Genomic DNA, 16,951 nt, shown 5'->3' on the forward strand with positions numbered 1-16,951 from the left:
TTCCGCAACTTGCACGCCGGCGCCGCTAGGTTCCGGCCAAGGCCACGAGCGCGGCGAGCGCCGCCGTTTCGGCGCGCAGCACGCGCGGCCCGAGCGTGACAGGGGCAAAGCCACAGCCGATCGCTTCCTGCTCTTCGGCGCCGCTCAAGCCGCCTTCGGGGCCGCTCAGCACCAGCACGCTGCGGTCGGTCGATGCCGACGCGGTGGCGTCGGCAAGGCGCCGGGTGCCTTCTGCAAGGCTCAGGATGAGGCGCAACGCGTCGTTGCCCGCCGCCGCGTCGCTCCACGCCGAGGGGCTCGAGAAAGACCGCACCGGATGAATCACCGGCACGCGATTGCGACCGCATTGCTCGCAGGCCGCAATGGCAATCGCTTCCCAGTGCGCCCTCTTCTTCTCGGCGCGTTCGCCCGAAAGGCGCAGCACGCCGTGGGCCGTGGCCAGCGGCTGGATGCTCGCGACGCCCAGTTCGGTGGCTTTCTCGACCAGCCAGTCCATGCGTTCGTTGGCGGGCATGCCGACCGCGAGATGCACGGCACGGATGGCCTCGCGTTCTGCCGGCGCATGGGCGCCGATGGCGACCGAAACCTCGCTGCGCCCCATGCGCTCGACCGTGGCCGCATATTCGCCGCCTGAACCGTCGAACAGCGTGAGTGCGTCGCCGGGCTGCATCCGCAGCACTTGCACATGGCGCGCCGCCCCCGGGGGCAATGCCAGCGTGGCGCCGGCGGCAAGCGGCACCGAGCAATGAAAGCGCGGCATCTAGACCCTGCCGTAGGCGAAACCGGTGAGCGCCGAAGTGCCCTCGACCTCGTCGATCACGCGCAGCAGCGGCGTCAGTTCCATGTAGCGGCTGGCCGTGGAGCGGATGTAGGCGATGAAACGCGGCGCATCGGCCAGGTAGCGCGGCTTGCCGTCGCGCAGCGTGAGGCGGGCGAAGATGCCGGCCACCTTGAGATGGCGCTGCAGCCCCATCCATTCGACCGAGCGATAGAAGGCGCCGAAATCCGCATCGACCGGCAACTCGGCCCTGCGGGCGGCTTCCCAGTAGCGGATCGTGATGTCGAGCACGAACTCTTCGTCCCAGCTCAGGAAGGCGTCGCGCATCAGGCTGGCGATGTCGTAGGTGACCGGGCCATAGACCGCATCCTGGAAGTCGAGCACGCCGAGGCTCGTCGAGCCGCCGCCGGGCCGCCCCAAGGCGGCGAGCGCCCCCTCGGGGGGCAGCGAGGACACGTCAGTGCCGAGCGTGGGGGCCACATTGACCATCAGGTTGCGCGGCATGAAGTCGCGATGCACGTACACGCTGGGCGAGGCCAGGTTGCTCTCGACGATGAGCTTGAAACTGCGCTCCAGCCGTTCCTTGAGCTTGCCCTCGACGGCGATGCCGCGGTGGCGCCCGATGTACCACTCGGGGAACAGCGCCAGTTCGCGTTCGAGCAGCGCCCGGTCATAGGGCGGCAGCACGCCCGGCTTGGACGCCAGCTGCCAGCGGATCAGCGCGTCGATCGCCTGGTCGTAGAGCGGACGGCTCGCATCGGGCTGGGCCGGGTCGATCACGTCGAGCATGGTCCGGTGGCCCAGGTCGTCGAGCAGCAGAAAGCCGTTGGGCCGGTCCCATTCGAGCACCCGCGGCGCGGTCACGCCGGCCTCGGCCATCAAGCGGGCGACTTGCACGAAGGGCTCGCTGTTCTCCTTGTCCGGCGGCGCATCCATCACGATGCGGGTGCCGGTGGCGGCCTCCGCCGTGTCGACGCGGAAGTAGCGGCGAAAGCTCGCATCGGCCGACGCGAGCCGCACGGTGCCGGGCAGCAGGCGGTGCGCGGCGGCGATGCCGGCCAGCCAGCCTTCGAACACCGCGGCGCGCTGCGGATCGGCCCAGGCGATGGGGTTGGCAGGGGGGGCGGGCTCGATGGCCGGGGGCGGGGGTGCTGTCATGGATAATCGATTCTACAAATCCGCCTGGCGCGGCAACTCCTGCGGTCCTTCCTGGTCGGACTGGGTTGCCGCCGGCTCCTGCAACCTGCCGGCCTGCCGCGCCGTCCTCCCGACGATCCTTCGTTCCTGACCGATGCCTACGATCCAAAGCTCCCACGTTTGGCACCTTGTGCACTCGCAGCCCTCCTCGGAGAGACTGCGGTCTCTCTCCGGAACGACGCGGCGGGAGGCTTGATGAGCCGACGTGCTGCCTTGCGGCGTTCCGGCCCGCCACTGCCATTGGCGTTGTTGTCCATTGCGCTGCTGCATGCGCACGGCGCGTCCGCGCAGCCGGCGGAAGGCCTCGACGGCCCGCTCACGCTCAAGCGCACGCCGCAACTGACCGAAACCCTGCCGCCCGCCGAGCGCGGCCAGCTGCCGAGCCTCATCACCGGTGACCGCCTGTCGGGCCGCCAGGATCTCGAAACCGTGGTCGAAGGCAATGCCACGCTGCGGCGCGGCGAAGTCGCCATCACGGCCGACCGGCTCGAGTACTACCAGCCCGACGACCGTGCCAAGGCGCGCGGCAATGTGCGCGTCAACCAGGCGGGCAATGTGTACGAAGGGCCCGAGCTCGAACTCAAGCTCGAGACCTTCGAAGGCTTCTTCAACAACGTGCACTACAGCTTTCTCGCCACCGGCGGGCACGGCGAGGCGCAACGCATCGATTTCGTCGACAGCAACGTGTCGGTGGCCCGCCGCGCCACCTACACCACCTGCCGCCGCGAAGACTACCCGGGCTGGATGCCGGCCTGGCTGTTGACCGCGGCGACCATGACCACCGACACCGAGGAGAACATCGGCGTGGCCACGGACGCGCGGCTGAGCTTCATGGGCATCAGCACGCCACCGTTTCCGAGCGTGAGCTTTCCGTTGTCGAGCGAACGCAAGAGCGGCCTGCTGCCGCCGACGGTCGGCATCGACAACACCAACGGCATCGAGATCTCGCAGCCGTACTACTGGAACCTCGCACCCAACCGCGATGCCACGTTCACGCCGACGCTGATGAGCAAGCGGGGGCTCAACCTGGGCTCGGAATTCCGCTACCTCGAGAAGGAATACAAAGGCACGATCCGCCTGGACCTGATGGGCAGCGACCGGCTCGTGGGCCAGCGCTACAACGAGCTGCGCGCCAGCCAGCTCCAGCAGCTGGCCAACGGAGAGATCCAGGCCAAGGACCTGACCGCGGCGCCGGGCAGCAGCAAGCGCTGGGGGATCTGGGGCACGCATCACCAGGAATTCAATGCCAAGGCCCTGGGCCTGGATTCGCTGTCGGCCAACATCAACATCAACCGCGTCAGCGACGACGACTACTGGCGCGACTTCACCCGCACGCCGACGATTTCGCAGCGCCAGCTCCCCAACGAGGCGATGCTCAATTGGGGCAAGGGCGACTGGAGCGGCATTCTGCGCACCACGCGCTACCAGACGCTGCAATACAACCTGTCGCCGATCGTGCCGTCGTACGACCGCATGCCGCAGATCACGGCCAACTATGCCAAGTACGACTGGCACGGCTTCGACGTGGGGCTGAACCTCGATTACACGCGCTTCCGGGTCAACAGCATCCTGAGCGGGCAGCCGGGGTTCGACATCAACCAGCAGTCGCAGCCCGACGGGGACCGCGCCTTTGCGCAGGCAACGATCAGCCGCCCGTTCATCACGCCGAGCTCGTTCGTCATTCCGAAGCTGCAGCTGCACGCGACGTCGTACAACTACTACCTGCCGCAGGCGGACATTCCGAAACTCACCGTCAACGGCATCACGTATGTCAACGGCGTGCCCTACAACCCGAGTTCGCTGTATTTCTTCCCGACGTCGAGCAGCCGGACGGTGCCGACCTTCAGCCTCGACAGCGGCCTGATCTTCGAGCGCGACGCGAACTACTTCGGCCGTGCTTTCCGCCAGACGCTGGAGCCGCGCGCGTACTACGTCTACACGCCGTACCGCAACCAGAGCATGCTGCCGAACTACGATTCGGCGGCCAACGATTTCAGTTTTGCGACCATCTATACCGAGAACGCGTTCTCGGGCAACGACCGCATTTCAGACACCAACACGCTCACGCTCGGCGTGACCTCTCGCCTGATCGACCCCGCGACCGGTGTCGAGGCGGCGCGTTTCGGCATTGCGCAGCGGCTGCGCTTCAGCGACCAGAAGGTCACGCTACCGGGCGGCGTTCCGGTGACCGACCGTGCGAGCGACCTGCTCGTCGGCGCCCAGATCAACTGGACGCCCAAGTGGAGCCTGGACACCGTCGTCCAATACAACCCCGACACGCAAAGATCCACGCGCTCGGCCATCAGCGCGCGCTACAACCCCGAGCCGTACCACAACCTCAGCGCCGCCTTCCGCTACCAGGCGCCGAGCACCCCCACGGCCACCGACGGCAACAAGTCGTTCGACGTGGGCTGGCAGTGGCCGCTCAACGACCTGTGGGGCGACAAGGGCAAGAACCTCGGCCCCGGCAAGGGCCAGGGCGGCGGGCGCTGGTATGCGGTGGGCCGGCTCAACTACAGCCTGCAGGACAAGAAACTCACGGACGGCGTGCTCGGCTTCGAATACGACGGCTGCTGCTGGATCGGACGCGTGGTGCTGCAGCGAGTCACGACCGGCCAGGTGACGGCCAACACCCGAATCATGTTCCAGCTTGAATTCGTCGGATTTTCCAGCATCGGATCGAGTCCCATGCAGGCCCTGCGGCAAAACATCCAGCGCTATCAGCCCCTTCGCGAGCCGACCGAGGCACCAAGCCGCTTCACCAATTACGACTGAGACGATTGAGCAACGACATGAAACACATCCGTTCCATCCTTACCTTGAGCTGCCTGGCGGCGCTGGCCGCAACGTCGGGCGCCCAGGGCTTGCGTCCCAGCGGCGGCGGCGGCATCACGGACATCATGCGCGCCGGCCCGCGCCTGGCGCCTCCGGTGCCACGCACCGCGCCTGCCGCCACCGCGGCGCCGGTGCAGCGCTCGGCCGAGTACATCGTTGCGCTGGTCAACTCCGAACCCATCACCAACACCGAGGTGCAGACGCGCGTCACGCGCCTCGTCAAGGAAAACCCCGAAGCCGAGCGCGTGCCCCGCGCCGAACTCACGCGCCTGGTGCTCGAGCGCCTGATCTCGGAACGCGCGCAGCTTCAGGTGGCGAAGGAAAACGGCATCAAGGTGGACGACGTCGCCATCGACCAGGCCGAACAGAACGTTGCGCGCCAGAACCAGCTCAGCGTCGAAGAGCTGCGCCGGCGCGTGGCCGCCGAGGGCATCGCGCCGCGCGAATTCCGCAACGACCTGCGCGACCAGCTGCTGCTCACGCGCCTGCGCGACCGCGAAGTCGAATCGAAGGTCAAGGTCAGCGACTCCGAAGCCGACGAATACCTGCGCGACCAGCGGAATGCGCCCACCAAGGACGCGGCGCTGCAGAACATCAATCTCGCGCATTTGCTGGTCGCCGTGCCCGAGAACGCAACCGACGCGCAAGTGGCCACCTTGCAGCAGCGCGCGCAGAGCCTCGCGCAACGCGCGCGCTCCGGTGAAGACTTCGCCAAGCTGGTGCAGCAGAACTCCGATTCGCCGGACCGCGCCAATGGCGGCGCAGTCGGCATGCGCACTGCCGATCGCTATCCCTCGCTGTTTGTCGAAGCCACGCAATCCACGCCCGTCAACGGCATTGCGGGGCCCATTCGCTCCGGCGCGGGCTTCCACGTGCTCAAGGTTCTGGCGAAGGCCCAGCTCGGCGCTGCGGACGCCACCGTCACCCAGACGCAGGTGCGCCACATCCTGCTGCTCAATGACCCGAAGCGCACCACGGCGCAAGCGGTGGCGCAACTCGCGGAATTCAAGCGCCGCCTGCAAGCCAACTCGGCGGATTTTGCCGGCCTCGCGCGCGACAACTCGCAGGATGCGAGCGCCAAGGAAGGCGGCGATCTCGGCTGGTCGCGTCCGGGCCAGTTCGTGCCCGAATTCGAAGAGGCCATGGACCGGCTCGCACCGGGCCAGATCAGCGATCCCGTCGTGTCGCGCTTCGGCGTGCACCTGATTCAGGTGGTCGGCCGGCGTGAATCCAAGCTCACTCAGACCGAGCAGCGCGAAGCCGCGCGCGCCGTGCTGCGCGAGCAGCGGGTCGAGGAAGCCTTCACCACCTGGGTGCAGGAAGTGCGCGCGCGCGCCTACGTCGAATACCGCGAGCCGCCCCAGTCCTGATGGCACATATCGCCAGGAAGCGGTTCGGGCAGCACTTTCTGTCCGACGGGGGAATCATCGACGCGATCGTGCAAGAGATCGCGCCGCAGCCCGGCGATGCCATGGTCGAAATCGGGCCAGGGCTGGCGGCGCTCACGCAGCCGCTGGTGGAGCGGCTCGGCCGCCTGACGGTGGTCGAGCTCGACCGCGACCTGGCCAAGCGGCTGCGCGATCATCCGCAGCTCGACGTCATCGAATCCGATGTGCTCAAGGTCGATTTCGCCGAACTGGCCGCCAGGTTTCCGACGCCGCTGCGCGTGGTCGGCAACCTGCCCTACAACATCTCGACGCCCATCCTGTTCCATCTGCTGGGCTTCGCCCACCTGATCGCCGACCAGCACTTCATGCTGCAGAAGGAAGTGATCGACCGCATGGTCGCCAAGCCCGCCACCTCCGACTACAGCCGCCTGAGCGTGATGCTGCAGTGGCGCTATGAGATGGAAAACGTGCTGTTCGTGCCGCCCGAGAGCTTCGACCCGCCCCCGCGTGTCGACAGCGCCGTGGTGCGGATGGTGCCGCTGGCCCAGCCGCCGGCTGTCGATGCCGCCCGTCTCGGCGAAATCGTGCAGGTCGCCTTCAGCCAGCGCCGCAAGATCATGCGGCACACGTTGGGCAAATGGCTGAATGAGCACGGCTTCACGGGCGAATTCGACGCCCAGCGCCGCGCCGAAGAAGTGCCCGTGGCCGAATACGTGGCGCTGGCCCAGGCCGTTCCCCCCGAGCCCAAATAAAAAAGCCCGTCGCGAGACGGGCTTTTTGTTGCGCCTGGGGCGAGCCTTATGCGGCCGCTAGCCAGTAGCCCGCGTTGAAGGGGCTGCTCATGCGCAATGCAAGGGGCGAAACGTCGACCAGTTTATCGGTCGGCATTTTCTCGCCTTCCGGTTCGGTGCCGGCGACTGCATTTGCGGTGTTGCGGTTGATTTCGATGCCATCGAGTGCTGCGCCGTTCGGCTGAGCCTCGTTCGCCCGTTCTGCTTGGCTGGTGTGTGCAGAACGGGCTACAGAAAAGAATAGAAGCACCGGAACGGGACTTTCCGATCTCCCCAGTAGTCGGAAGCGTCTCGGAAGATGTCGAGCAGTTGCTCGCGCGCTTCCTTGTCGAACTTGGCGTTGGCCGGAATCTGCTCGAGCACGATGACAAAGCCGGGCTGCGGGCCCGATTTATGCAGCGGATCGGTCATGCAGTCGTACAGCGCGTCGAAATTCTTGCCGAAGTGCGCCGGAAAGGTGAATTGCTGCGCGATGAGGTCGAGAACGTCCTGCTTGGTCTGGGCATTGCCCAGGTTGGCGTACAGGAAGTGCTGGCCCGCGGCGTTGGCGGCTTCCTGCAGGTCGTTCACGCGGAACGCACGAATCGACTGCACGATGTTCGGGCGTACGGCACGAAGGGATAAAGTCATCTCCGCTGGTCTTTCCATAGTCATCATCATTTCTTCGGGGCGCTTGGGGGCGCCGCTCAACTCGTTGTCGTCGCTGCTCATGGTGCGATCCGTCTGAAACTTGCGTAATGGTCTGCCGTGTACCAGCAGGCCTCGGGTGTCGTGCGTTGTTCGCCGCCACAGATAATGCGTCGTGCACCGCGGTCGCGCGAGCCGGGCGTTGCCACCGTGTACTCGCGGTAATGACCGCGCCGCGCTGGCGGCAGAAGACGCTCGCGATTGCCAAATACCGTGCCGTCCTTCTCGTATCGGAAAGGGCCGCCACTCAAAATGGCTTCGTAGGTTCGCTGGCCCTGTACCGGCAAATCGGACAGTGCAATCGATTCCTGGGCGGACTTTCCGGTGCCGAACCATCCGCGGGCCTCGGCCCCCGTCGCCAACGCCGCCAGCATCAAGCCGGTGAGCGCAAACTTAGTGACAGAAGACGTGATCGAGGCGTAAGCCGCCATGGGGCACCACAAGAGAAAAGAGCGGGTTCCGAATCGGCGGGAAACCCTGGGGTTAACCCGCAAATTCAAGCCCGCGAGTGTGCACCACGCTGGCGAAAATAGCAAGCGACTGCCCAAAGTTTGAGCAGTGCGAGGGGGCGGAGTGTGGCACCCTAAGTGGGTAGCCACTCTCGCCAGGTGGCCTATCGCTCTGCGTTTGCGTCTGCGACCGTCAAGGCTGTCATGTTGACGATGCGCCGAACGGTTGCACTGGCCGTGAGAATGTGCACAGGTTTGGCGGCGCCGAGCAGCACCGGGCCGATCGCGATATTTCCGCCTGCCGCGGTTTTGAGCAGGTTGTAAGAAATATTGGCTGCGTCGATGTTCGGAAAAACCAACAGGTTGGCGTCGCCCGCGAGCGCGCTGTGCGGCATGACGACCGCGCGCTGCTTGCTGTCGAGTGCCACGTCGCCGTGCATTTCGCCGTCCACTTCGAGCCAGGGGGCCTGCACGCGCAGCAGGTCGAGCGTCTTGCGCATCTTGACCGCGCTGGGCTCGTTGCTGGTGCCGAAATTGGAATGCGACAACAGCGCGGCCTTGGGCTTGAGGCCGAAGCGCATCATTTCCTCGGCCGCCATGGTCGTGATTTCGGCCAGTTCCTCGGGCGAGGGGTCGTAGTTGACGTGGGTGTCGACCAGGAACACCTGACGGTCGGGCAGCAAGAGGCCGTTCATGCAGGCATACACCGGCACGTCCTGCGGCGTGCTTTCGCAGCCGCCCGGGCGCTTGCCGATCACCTGGTCGATGTAGTGCAGGTGGATCAGCGTGGTGCCCCAGGTGCCGCAGATCATGCCGTCGACCTCGTCCTTGTGCAGCAGCATGGCGCCGATCAGCGTCAGGCGGCGGCGCATCTCGATCTTGGCGGTCTGCACCGTCTGCCCCTTGCGCTCCGTCATGCGGTGGTAGGTCTGCCAGAAGTCGCGGTAGCGGTGGTCCTGCTCGACGTTGACGATGTCGTAGTCGAGCTCTTCCTTCAGGCGCAGGCCGAACTTCTCGATGCGCTGCGCAATGATGGCGGGCCGGCCGATCAGCGTCGGACGGGCAATGCCTTCGTCGACCACGATCTGCGCGGCGCGCAGCACGCGCTCTTCTTCGCCTTCGCAGTAGGCCACGCGCTTCTTCTGCGCCCGCTTGGCGGCGTCGAAGATCGGCTTCATCGTGGTGCCCGAGGCGTAGACGAAGCTCTGCAGGCGGTCGCGGTAGGCGTCCATGTCCTTGATCGGACGCGAGGCCACGCCGCTTTCCTCGGCCGCCTTGGCCACCGCGGGCGCGATCTTCATCATCAGGCGCGGATCGAAAGGCTTCGGAATCAGGTATTCGGGGCCGAAAGACAGCTTTTCGCCGACGTACGCGGCAGCAACGCGCTCGCTCTGCTCGGCCTGGGCGAGTTCGGCAATCGCACGCACCGCGGCAATTTCCATCTCATCGGTGATCGTGGTCGCACCCGAGTCGAGCGCGCCGCGGAAGATGTACGGGAAGCACAGGACGTTGTTGACCTGGTTCGGGTAGTCGGTGCGGCCCGTGGCCATGATCACGTCGGGGCGCACCGCGTGGGCGTCTTCGGGCGCGATCTCGGGGTTCGGGTTGGCCAGCGCGAAGATCACCGGCTTGGCCGCCATCTTTGCCACCATCTCGGGCTTGAGCACGCCGCCGGCCGACAGGCCGAGGAACACGTCGGCGCCGACGATCACTTCCGAGAGCTTGCGCAGGTCGGTCTTCTGCATGTACTGGCGCTTGTCGTCGTCCATCAGCTCTTCGCGGCCCTCATAGACCACGCCGGCCAGGTCGGTCACGAACACGTTCTCGCGCTTCAGGCCCACCTTGAGCAGCAGGTTCAGGCAGGCCAGCGCCGCGGCGCCCGCGCCCGAGGTGACCAGCTTGACCTCGGCGATGTCCTTGCCGGCCACCTTCAGGCCGTTGAGCATGGCGGCCGCCACCGTGATGGCAGTGCCGTGCTGGTCGTCGTGGAACACCGGGATCTTCATGCGCTTGCGCAGCTCGCGCTCGACGTAGAAGCAGTCCGGCGCCTTGATGTCTTCGAGGTTGATGGCGCCGAAGGTGGGCTCCAGCGCGGCGATGATCTCGACCAGCTTGGCCGGATCCTTCTCGTCGATCTCGATGTCGAACACGTCGACACCGGCAAACTTCTTGAAGAGAACGCCCTTGCCTTCCATCACCGGCTTGGACGCCAGCGCGCCGATGTCGCCCAGGCCCAGCACCGCGGTGCCGTTGGTGATGACGCCCACCAGGTTGCCGCGCGAGGTGTATCTGAAGGCGTTCAGCGGGTCCTTGACGATTTCCTCGCAGGGCGCGGCCACGCCGGGCGAATAGGCCAGCGACAGGTCGCGCTGGTTGACCATCTGCTTGGTCGCGGCGATGGCAATCTTGCCGGGCACCGGAAGCTCGTGGTACTCGAGGGCGGCGCGCCGCAATTCGGCGCGCTTGTCTTCGGGCGTGGGGGTCGATGAGATCGTCGAATCGGACATGGGCCGTTGCTCCTGGTGGCGCTTCTTCTGGGGGCGCCGATTGTAGACCTCGGCCCATGACGCCATAGGCCGCATGGCGAGGCATCGGGCACGCCGAATGCACCCCGGGGCTGTCAAGAGGATGTGACAATATGCACCGTTCGGACAAAACCTGAAGACGAGGAGCAACCATGGCCCTGATGGATTTCATCAAGAAACAGTTCATTGACATCATCCAGTGGACCGAGTCTGGGGACGGCACGCTGGCCTGGCGCTTCCCGATGGCCGAGATGGAAATCCAGAACGGCGCCTCGCTCACCGTGCGCGAGTCGCAGGTGGCGGTGTTCGTCAACGAAGGCCAGGTGGCCGACGTGTTCGGCCCCGGCATGTACAAGCTCACGACGCAGACGCTGCCCGTGCTCACGTACCTGAAGAACTGGGACAAGCTGTTCGAATCCCCGTTCAAGAGCGACGTCTACTTCTTCAGCACGCGCCAGCAGGTCGATCAGAAGTGGGGCACGCCGCAGCCCATCACCATTCGCGACAAGGACTTCGGTGCCGTGCGCCTGCGCGCCTTCGGCAACTACAGCTTTCGCATTGGCGATGCCAAGCTGTTCCACACCGAGATTTCCGGCACGCGCGACATCTACAGCGTGGCCGACCTCGACGGCCAGCTGCGCGGCCTGGTGCTGCAGAACATCAGCAACGCGATCGCGTCCAGCGGCGTGCCCTTTCTCGACCTTGCGGCCAACCAGATCCAGTTTGCGCAGGCACTCGCCGCGCAATTGGTGCCCGAGTTCGAGAAGATCGGCATCAAGCTCGAGAACATCACGGTCCAGAACGTCTCGCTGCCCGAAGAGCTGCAGAAGATCCTCGACCAGAAGATCGGCATGGGCATGGTCGGCAACGACATGGGCAAGTTCATGCAGTACCAGACCGCGCAGGCGATTCCGAAGTTCGCCGAGGGCGCTGCCAACGGCGGCGGCATCGCGGGCGATGCCATGGGCCTCGGCGCCGGTGTGGCGCTCGGCCAGGTGCTGGCGCAGAACCTCGCGCAGGGCCTGAGCCCGAATGCAGCGGCCCAGGCTGCGGCGACCCAGCAGCAGCCCGCCGTGGCCGTGGTGAGCCCGAACGACGTCATGACCACGCTCGAGAAACTCGGCGAGCTCAAGACCAAGGGCATCCTCACGCAGGAAGAGTTCGACGCCAAGAAGGCGGAGCTGCTCAAGAAGCTGGTCTAAGCACCGGCGATGGCTGAGCAACCAGGCGCCCAGCGCGCCTACCGTGCGCCCTGCCCAGGCTGCGGCGCACCGGTCGAATTTCGTTCGGCGCAATCGACGCACGCCGTGTGCCCGTATTGCCAGAGCACCGTCGTGCGCCAGGGCGACACGCTGGCGCGCACCGGCAAGATGGCCGAGCTGTTCGACGATTTCAGCCCGCTGCAGCTGTTTGCCGCGGGCCGTATCCAGGACCAGCCGTTCACCATCGTCGGGCGGCTGCAGTACAGCAATCCGGGCGGACGCTGGACCGAATGGATTGCCGCGCTCGACGGCGACCGCACCGGCATCCTCAGCGAGGACAACGGCGCCTATGTGTTTGCGTTGCCGTTCGAGCTGCAGCGCACCGCGCCGCCGCCGGCCGACCTGCGCGTGGGGGCCACCAGCGCGTTCAACGGCCAGAGCTACACCGTGTCGTCCAACGAGCAGGTGGCGCTGCTTTCCGCACAGGGCGAGCTGCCGCACCTGCCCGAGCTGGGCCGCTCGTTCCCCATGGTCGAGCTGCGCAGCGGCAACGGACTGGTGCTCAGCATCGACTACAGCACGGAGCCGCCCGGGGTTTACCTCGGCCGCTCGGTGCAGTTGGAAGATTTGCAGCTCACGGGCTTGCGCGAAGAATCCGCCAAGGACGAAAAAGGCCGGGCCTTCAATTGCCCCAACTGCGGTTCGCCGGTCACGGTCAACCTGGCCGACAGCAAGAGCATCACCTGTGGCTCGTGCAACAGCATCATCGACCTGTCGCAGGGCATTGGCGGCGAGCTCAAGCACGCGGCGCAGAACGAACCCGTTCGCCCGCTGATCGCCATCGGCAGCGTGGGCCAGCTGCAGGGCGCGCAATGGCAGGTGGTGGGCTTCCAGCACCGCATGGGCACCGAGCCCGGCGACGACGAACACTTCGGCTGGAGCGAGTACCTGCTGTACAACAAGAAGCGCGGCTTCAGCTTCCTGGTCGATGCCGAAGACGGCTGGAGCATGGTCAAGCCGACCACCGGCGCGCCCGTCATGGCCGAGAACGGCAGCAGCGCCACTTACCTCAACAAGCGCTACACCCAGCAGTACGCCTACAACGCCGAAACCACCTATGTGGCGGGCGAGTTCTACTGGCAGGTCGAGCGCGGGCAGAAAACCTTCAACCGCGATTTCGCCAACGGCAACGCGCTGCTGTCGATGGAGCGTTCGGCGAACGAGCTGACCTGGTCGTCGGGCAACAAGCTCGACAGCGGCCTGGTGTCCGCCGCGTTCAAGCTCGACGACAAGAAAGACATGTTCGTGCGCGGCGACGCGCTGCCGGTCAGCGCCGCATCGGGGCTGGGCTGCGGCACGATCATCTTCATCGTGATCATCGTCATCGTGTTGCTCATCATCCTGAGCACCTGCAGCAACTCGTCCAGCGGGTCGCGCAGTTCGGGCGGCTCGTACGGCGGCTACTCGAGCGGCGGCGGCCATAAATGAAGAGCGCAACAAGGTTCGCGTCGATGTCCCTACTTACTACTGCTACTACGACTGGAGGTCCCTATGGGATTTGAATGGCTGAAACCGGGCGTGGTCCTCGGATCGCTCGTGTATGCGCTGCTTGGCGTGCTGATCTTCTGGCTTTGCTTCCTGATCATCGACAAGCTCACGCCCTATGACCTGTGGGGCGAGATCGTCGAGAAACAGAACGTGGCACTGGGCCTGGTCGTCGCGGCAATGAGCCTCGGCATCTGCGTCATCGTGGCGGCGGCGATTCATTAGCGCTTCCTTGGCTCCCGTGGACGCTCCCGCCAGTCCGGTGCGGCCGGCCAAGGGGCCGCAGCCGGTCGAAATCGCCCTGCTCGCCAGCGTGTTCGTGGTGGCCGCCTGCGGCCTCGTCTACGAACTGACCGCGGCCGCGCTGAGCTCCTATCTGCTCGGCGACTCGGTGCTGCAGTTCAGCACCATCATCGGCACCTACCTGTTCGCCATGGGCGTCGGCTCGTGGCTCTCGCGCTATTTCGAGCGTCAGCTGCCGGCGCACTTCCTTCGCATCGAGTTGCTCGTGGCGCTGGTCGGCGGCGCCCTGCCGGCGATTCTTTTTCTCGCGAATGCCTACGTGCCGGGCGCGTTCCGGCTGCTGCTCTACGGCCTCGTGATGGGGGTCGGCACGCTGGTGGGGCTCGAGATACCGCTGGTGATGCGCATCCTGAAGCGCAATATCCAGCTCAAGAACCTCGTCTCGCAGGTGCTCACCTTCGACTACCTCGGTGCGCTCGCGGTGTCGGTGGCCTTTCCGCTCATCCTGGTGCCGCAGCTCGGCATGATCCGCACCGGCCTGCTGTTCGGCTTCATGAACGCCGCCGTGGCCGTGTGGGCGCTGTGGCTGTTCCGCCATGAGCTGCGCCGCATCGGGGCGCATGCGATGGCCTGCTTTCTGGCGCTGGCCGCGCTGCTCGGGGCCTTCGTCGGGGCCGACCACATCACCACGCTGGCCGAAGACAAGTTTTATCAAGACCGCATCGTGTTCAGCGCCACCTCGCCCTACCAGCGCATCGTGGTCACGCGCGGGCAGCTCGGGCATCGCCTGTTCCTGAACGGCAACCTGCAGTTCGCCGAGCGCGACGAGTACCGCTACCACGAAGCGCTCGTTCATCCCGTGATGGCTGCGCAGGGCGCGCCCAAGAAGGTGGCCGTGCTCGGCGGCGGTGACGGCATGGCGGTGCGCGAGATTCTCAAGTACCCCTCGGTCGAATCGGTCACGCTCGTGGAGCTCGACCCGAACATGACGAAGCTCTTCGCCGAGCATGAAACGCTGGCGGCGCTCAACGGGCATTCGCTGTCGTCGCCGAAAGTGAAGATCGTCAACACCGACGCGTTTCAGTGGCTGCAGCAGCCCGGCGACATGTACGACGTGATCGTGGTCGACTTTCCCGATCCGACCAACTTCGCCATCGGCAAGCTCTACACCAGCAGCTTCTACGCGCTGCTCGAAAAGCGCCTCTCGGCAAGCGGCTACGCGGTGATCCAGACCACCTCGCCACTGGTGGCGCGCAAGAGCTACTGGACCGTGGCGACCACCATCGAATCGGTCGGCCTGCGGGCCACGCCGTACCACGCGCACGTGCCGAGCTTCGGCGAATGGGGCTACATCATCGCGAGTCGACGCCCCTACCGCATGCCCGATGCGCTGCCTTCCGGGTTGCGTTTCCTCACGCCTTCGACATTGCCCCTGATGTTCGACTTTCCGCTCGACATGGCACGCGTACCGGCGGAGGTCAATCGCCTGTCGAACCAGACCCTCGTCACCACTTATGAGCAGGAGTGGGGCAAGGTGATGGCGCACTAGCTTCGGTATGCAACGGCGCGATTTTCTCGGCCTGGCCGGTGCGGCGAGTACTCTCGCGCTTGCCGGATGCGAAGCATCATCGCCTTCGATCGAAGGCGGTTTCACCGGCATCGATATGGCGCGCGGCCACGCGATGCGCGACGGCGCGCCAACGAGCCAAGCCCCGGCGATCGTGAAGCGCACGCGCGTGGTGATTGCCGGAGGCGGTGTCGCCGGCCTCGCCGCCGCGCGCGCCTTGCGTCTTTCGGGCATCGAAGACTTCGCCCTGCTCGAACTCGAAGACACGGCCGGCGGCAACTCGCGCGGCGGCATCGTCAACGGCATTGCCTGCCCCCTCGGCGCGCACTACCTCCCGGTGCCTGGTGACGATGCGCGCGAAGTACAGGATCTGCTGGAAGAACTGGGCCTGCGCCGGCGCGTGGCGGGCCGTTGGGAATACGACGAGCGCAACCTGTGCCACAGCCCGCAGGAGCGCCTGTTCTTTGATGGCGAATGGCAGGACGGCCTGTTGCCGGTGCACGGAGTGGGCGCGGACACCCAGGCGCAATACCGCAGGTTCGCGCAGCGCATCGACGCGCTGCAGCACGCGGCGCATTTCGCCATTCCGACGCTCAGGGTCGCGGTAACGCCCGAGTTGCTGGCGCTCGACGCCGTTCCCTTCTCACGCTGGCTCGACAGCGAGAGCTTCAGCGACGCGCAGCTGCGCTGGTATCTCGACTACTGCTGCCGCGACGACTACGGCGCCGGCATCGAGCAGGTCTCGGCCTGGGCCGGCATCCACTACTTCGCGAGCCGGCACGGCTTTCACGCGCCCGGCGATCCGAGCGGCAGCGCCAACGACGTGAACCCCGAGCGCGACGGTGTGCTCACCTGGCCTGAAGGCAACGGCTGGCTCACGAAGCGTCTGGCCGCGCCGCTCGGCGACCGGCTGCACACCGGTCAGGTCGTCACGCGCATCGCCGATCTGCGCGGCGGCGTCGAGATCGACGCCTGGGACGCCGAAACGAAATCGCTGGTGCGATGGCAGGCCGAGCACTGCGTCGTCGCGCTGCCGGTGTTCATCGCCGCGCGCGTGGTCGAGAACGCGCCGGAGGTCCTCAAAAACGCCGCCGCGCATGTGCGCTACGCGCCCTGGCTGGTCGCCAACGTGCACCTGAACGGCCCGCTCGCGGATCGGCCCGGCGCCGCGCCCAGCTGGGACAACGTGATCTACGGCACGCGCGGCCTCGGCTACGTCGACGCACGGCACCAGACGCTCGACCCCACGCCGCGCGGCACGGTCATCAGCTGGTACCGTCCGCTCGGCCCGAGCCGCTACGACACGGCCGACGGCCGGCGCCTCCTGCACGAGCGCCCCTGGACGCAATGGCGCGACGATCTGCTCGCGGAACTGTCGGTGCCGCATCCCGACCTGCCATCGCTCGCCACGCGCATCGAGATCACGCGCTACGGCCACGCCATGTCCATCCCCCGGCCAGGCCTGCTGGCGCAGATCGGTTCGCAGCGCACGGCACCGGATGACGTGCATCGCGGCCGTGTCGTCGCCGGCCGGTTGTCATTTGCGCATGCCGACTGGTCCGGCTACTCGATCTTCGAGGAAGCGTTCACGCGCGGGCATGTGGCGGGAGCGGGCCTGGCATGAAGACACTGGTGCTGGGGGGGACGAGGCCATGGTCGTGTTCTGGCTGATGGTGAACAAGCCCCAACTCTCTTCTTGAACAAGGCCGGTGCGCGGGCCTGTGCAGTTTTCACGCGGACTTCA

The 16,951-nt window shown here is 66.1% G+C and carries 14 protein-coding genes; 8 read left to right on the forward strand and 6 right to left on the reverse strand.

The window, feature by feature from the left end; translation table 11 throughout:
- Positions 1 to 25 precede the first annotated feature (25 nt).
- Together QFZ42_RS25715 and QFZ42_RS25720 are read right to left on the reverse strand one after the other, a co-directional pair.
- Entirely contained in the window at positions 26 to 760 is a 735-nt protein-coding gene (locus QFZ42_RS25715; protein WP_307703691.1) for a 16S rRNA (uracil(1498)-N(3))-methyltransferase, read from the reverse strand.
- Positions 761 to 1,936, reverse strand: a complete 1,176-nt coding sequence (locus QFZ42_RS25720) for an aminoglycoside phosphotransferase family protein (RefSeq protein ID WP_307703692.1) — start codon at positions 1,934 to 1,936, stop codon at positions 761 to 763.
- 234 nt (positions 1,937 to 2,170) lie between these two features.
- Between QFZ42_RS25720 and QFZ42_RS25725 the strand changes: the two genes are divergently transcribed.
- The 3 genes from QFZ42_RS25725 to rsmA are packed head-to-tail and all read left to right on the forward strand — an operon-like array spanning position 2,171 to position 6,950.
- Positions 2,171 to 4,750, forward strand: a complete 2,580-nt coding sequence (locus tag QFZ42_RS25725; protein WP_307703693.1) for an LPS-assembly protein LptD — start codon at positions 2,171 to 2,173, stop codon at positions 4,748 to 4,750.
- Positions 4,751 to 4,767: 17 nt separating this feature from the next.
- On the forward strand, positions 4,768 to 6,180 hold the full coding sequence (locus tag QFZ42_RS25730; protein ID WP_307703694.1) for a peptidylprolyl isomerase: 1,413 nt from the start codon (positions 4,768 to 4,770) through the stop codon (positions 6,178 to 6,180).
- On the forward strand, positions 6,180 to 6,950 hold the full coding sequence (gene rsmA / locus QFZ42_RS25735; protein ID WP_307703695.1) for a 16S rRNA (adenine(1518)-N(6)/adenine(1519)-N(6))-dimethyltransferase RsmA: 771 nt from the start codon (positions 6,180 to 6,182) through the stop codon (positions 6,948 to 6,950). Before QFZ42_RS25730 ends, rsmA begins: the two co-directional genes overlap by 1 nt.
- A gap of 46 nt (positions 6,951 to 6,996) precedes the next feature.
- On the opposite strand, the gene QFZ42_RS25740 is transcribed toward rsmA, so the two are convergent.
- From QFZ42_RS25740 to QFZ42_RS25755, 4 genes are all read right to left on the reverse strand, one after another.
- Entirely contained in the window at positions 6,997 to 7,239 is a 243-nt protein-coding gene (locus QFZ42_RS25740; protein ID WP_307703696.1) for a hypothetical protein, read from the reverse strand.
- On the reverse strand, positions 7,218 to 7,643 hold the full coding sequence (locus QFZ42_RS25745; RefSeq protein WP_086012221.1) for a barstar family protein: 426 nt from the start codon (positions 7,641 to 7,643) through the stop codon (positions 7,218 to 7,220). The genes QFZ42_RS25740 and QFZ42_RS25745 overlap by 22 nt, the downstream gene beginning before the upstream one ends.
- Positions 7,644 to 7,696: 53 nt before the next feature.
- Positions 7,697 to 8,107 carry a ribonuclease domain-containing protein gene (locus QFZ42_RS25750; RefSeq protein WP_307703697.1) on the reverse strand — a complete coding sequence of 137 codons (411 nt, stop codon included), beginning with the start codon at positions 8,105 to 8,107 and terminating at the stop codon, positions 7,697 to 7,699.
- A 182-nt stretch (positions 8,108 to 8,289) separates the two neighbouring features.
- Positions 8,290 to 10,632 (reverse strand): NADP-dependent malic enzyme, encoded by a 2,343-nt coding sequence (locus QFZ42_RS25755; RefSeq protein WP_307703698.1) that lies wholly within the window; start codon positions 10,630 to 10,632, stop codon positions 8,290 to 8,292.
- Between the two features lie 170 nt (positions 10,633 to 10,802).
- Here QFZ42_RS25755 and QFZ42_RS25760 point away from each other — a divergent pair, with 170 nt between their 5' ends.
- The 5 genes from QFZ42_RS25760 (at position 10,803) to QFZ42_RS25780 (ending at position 16,831) form a co-directional block, all read left to right on the forward strand.
- Positions 10,803 to 11,852, forward strand: a complete 1,050-nt coding sequence (locus QFZ42_RS25760) for an SPFH domain-containing protein (RefSeq protein WP_126749292.1) — start codon at positions 10,803 to 10,805, stop codon at positions 11,850 to 11,852.
- A gap of 9 nt (positions 11,853 to 11,861) precedes the next feature.
- Positions 11,862 to 13,340 (forward strand): DUF4178 domain-containing protein, encoded by a 1,479-nt coding sequence (locus QFZ42_RS25765; protein ID WP_307703699.1) that lies wholly within the window; start codon positions 11,862 to 11,864, stop codon positions 13,338 to 13,340.
- Positions 13,341 to 13,403: 63 nt separating this feature from the next.
- Positions 13,404 to 13,622 (forward strand): DUF350 domain-containing protein, encoded by a 219-nt coding sequence (locus QFZ42_RS25770; protein WP_015868006.1) that lies wholly within the window; start codon positions 13,404 to 13,406, stop codon positions 13,620 to 13,622.
- A 16-nt stretch (positions 13,623 to 13,638) separates the two neighbouring features.
- Positions 13,639 to 15,189: a polyamine aminopropyltransferase gene (locus QFZ42_RS25775; protein WP_307703700.1), complete on the forward strand. Its 1,551-nt coding sequence runs from the start codon at positions 13,639 to 13,641 to the stop codon at positions 15,187 to 15,189.
- A gap of 7 nt (positions 15,190 to 15,196) precedes the next feature.
- Complete coding sequence (locus tag QFZ42_RS25780; protein ID WP_307703701.1) at positions 15,197 to 16,831, forward strand: FAD-dependent oxidoreductase; 1,635 nt, start codon at positions 15,197 to 15,199, stop codon at positions 16,829 to 16,831.
- The last annotated feature ends 120 nt before the right edge of the window (positions 16,832 to 16,951 follow it).

The sequence above is a fragment of the Variovorax paradoxus genome, assembly GCF_030815855.1.
Taxonomy (GTDB): domain Bacteria; phylum Pseudomonadota; class Gammaproteobacteria; order Burkholderiales; family Burkholderiaceae_C; genus Variovorax; species Variovorax paradoxus_M.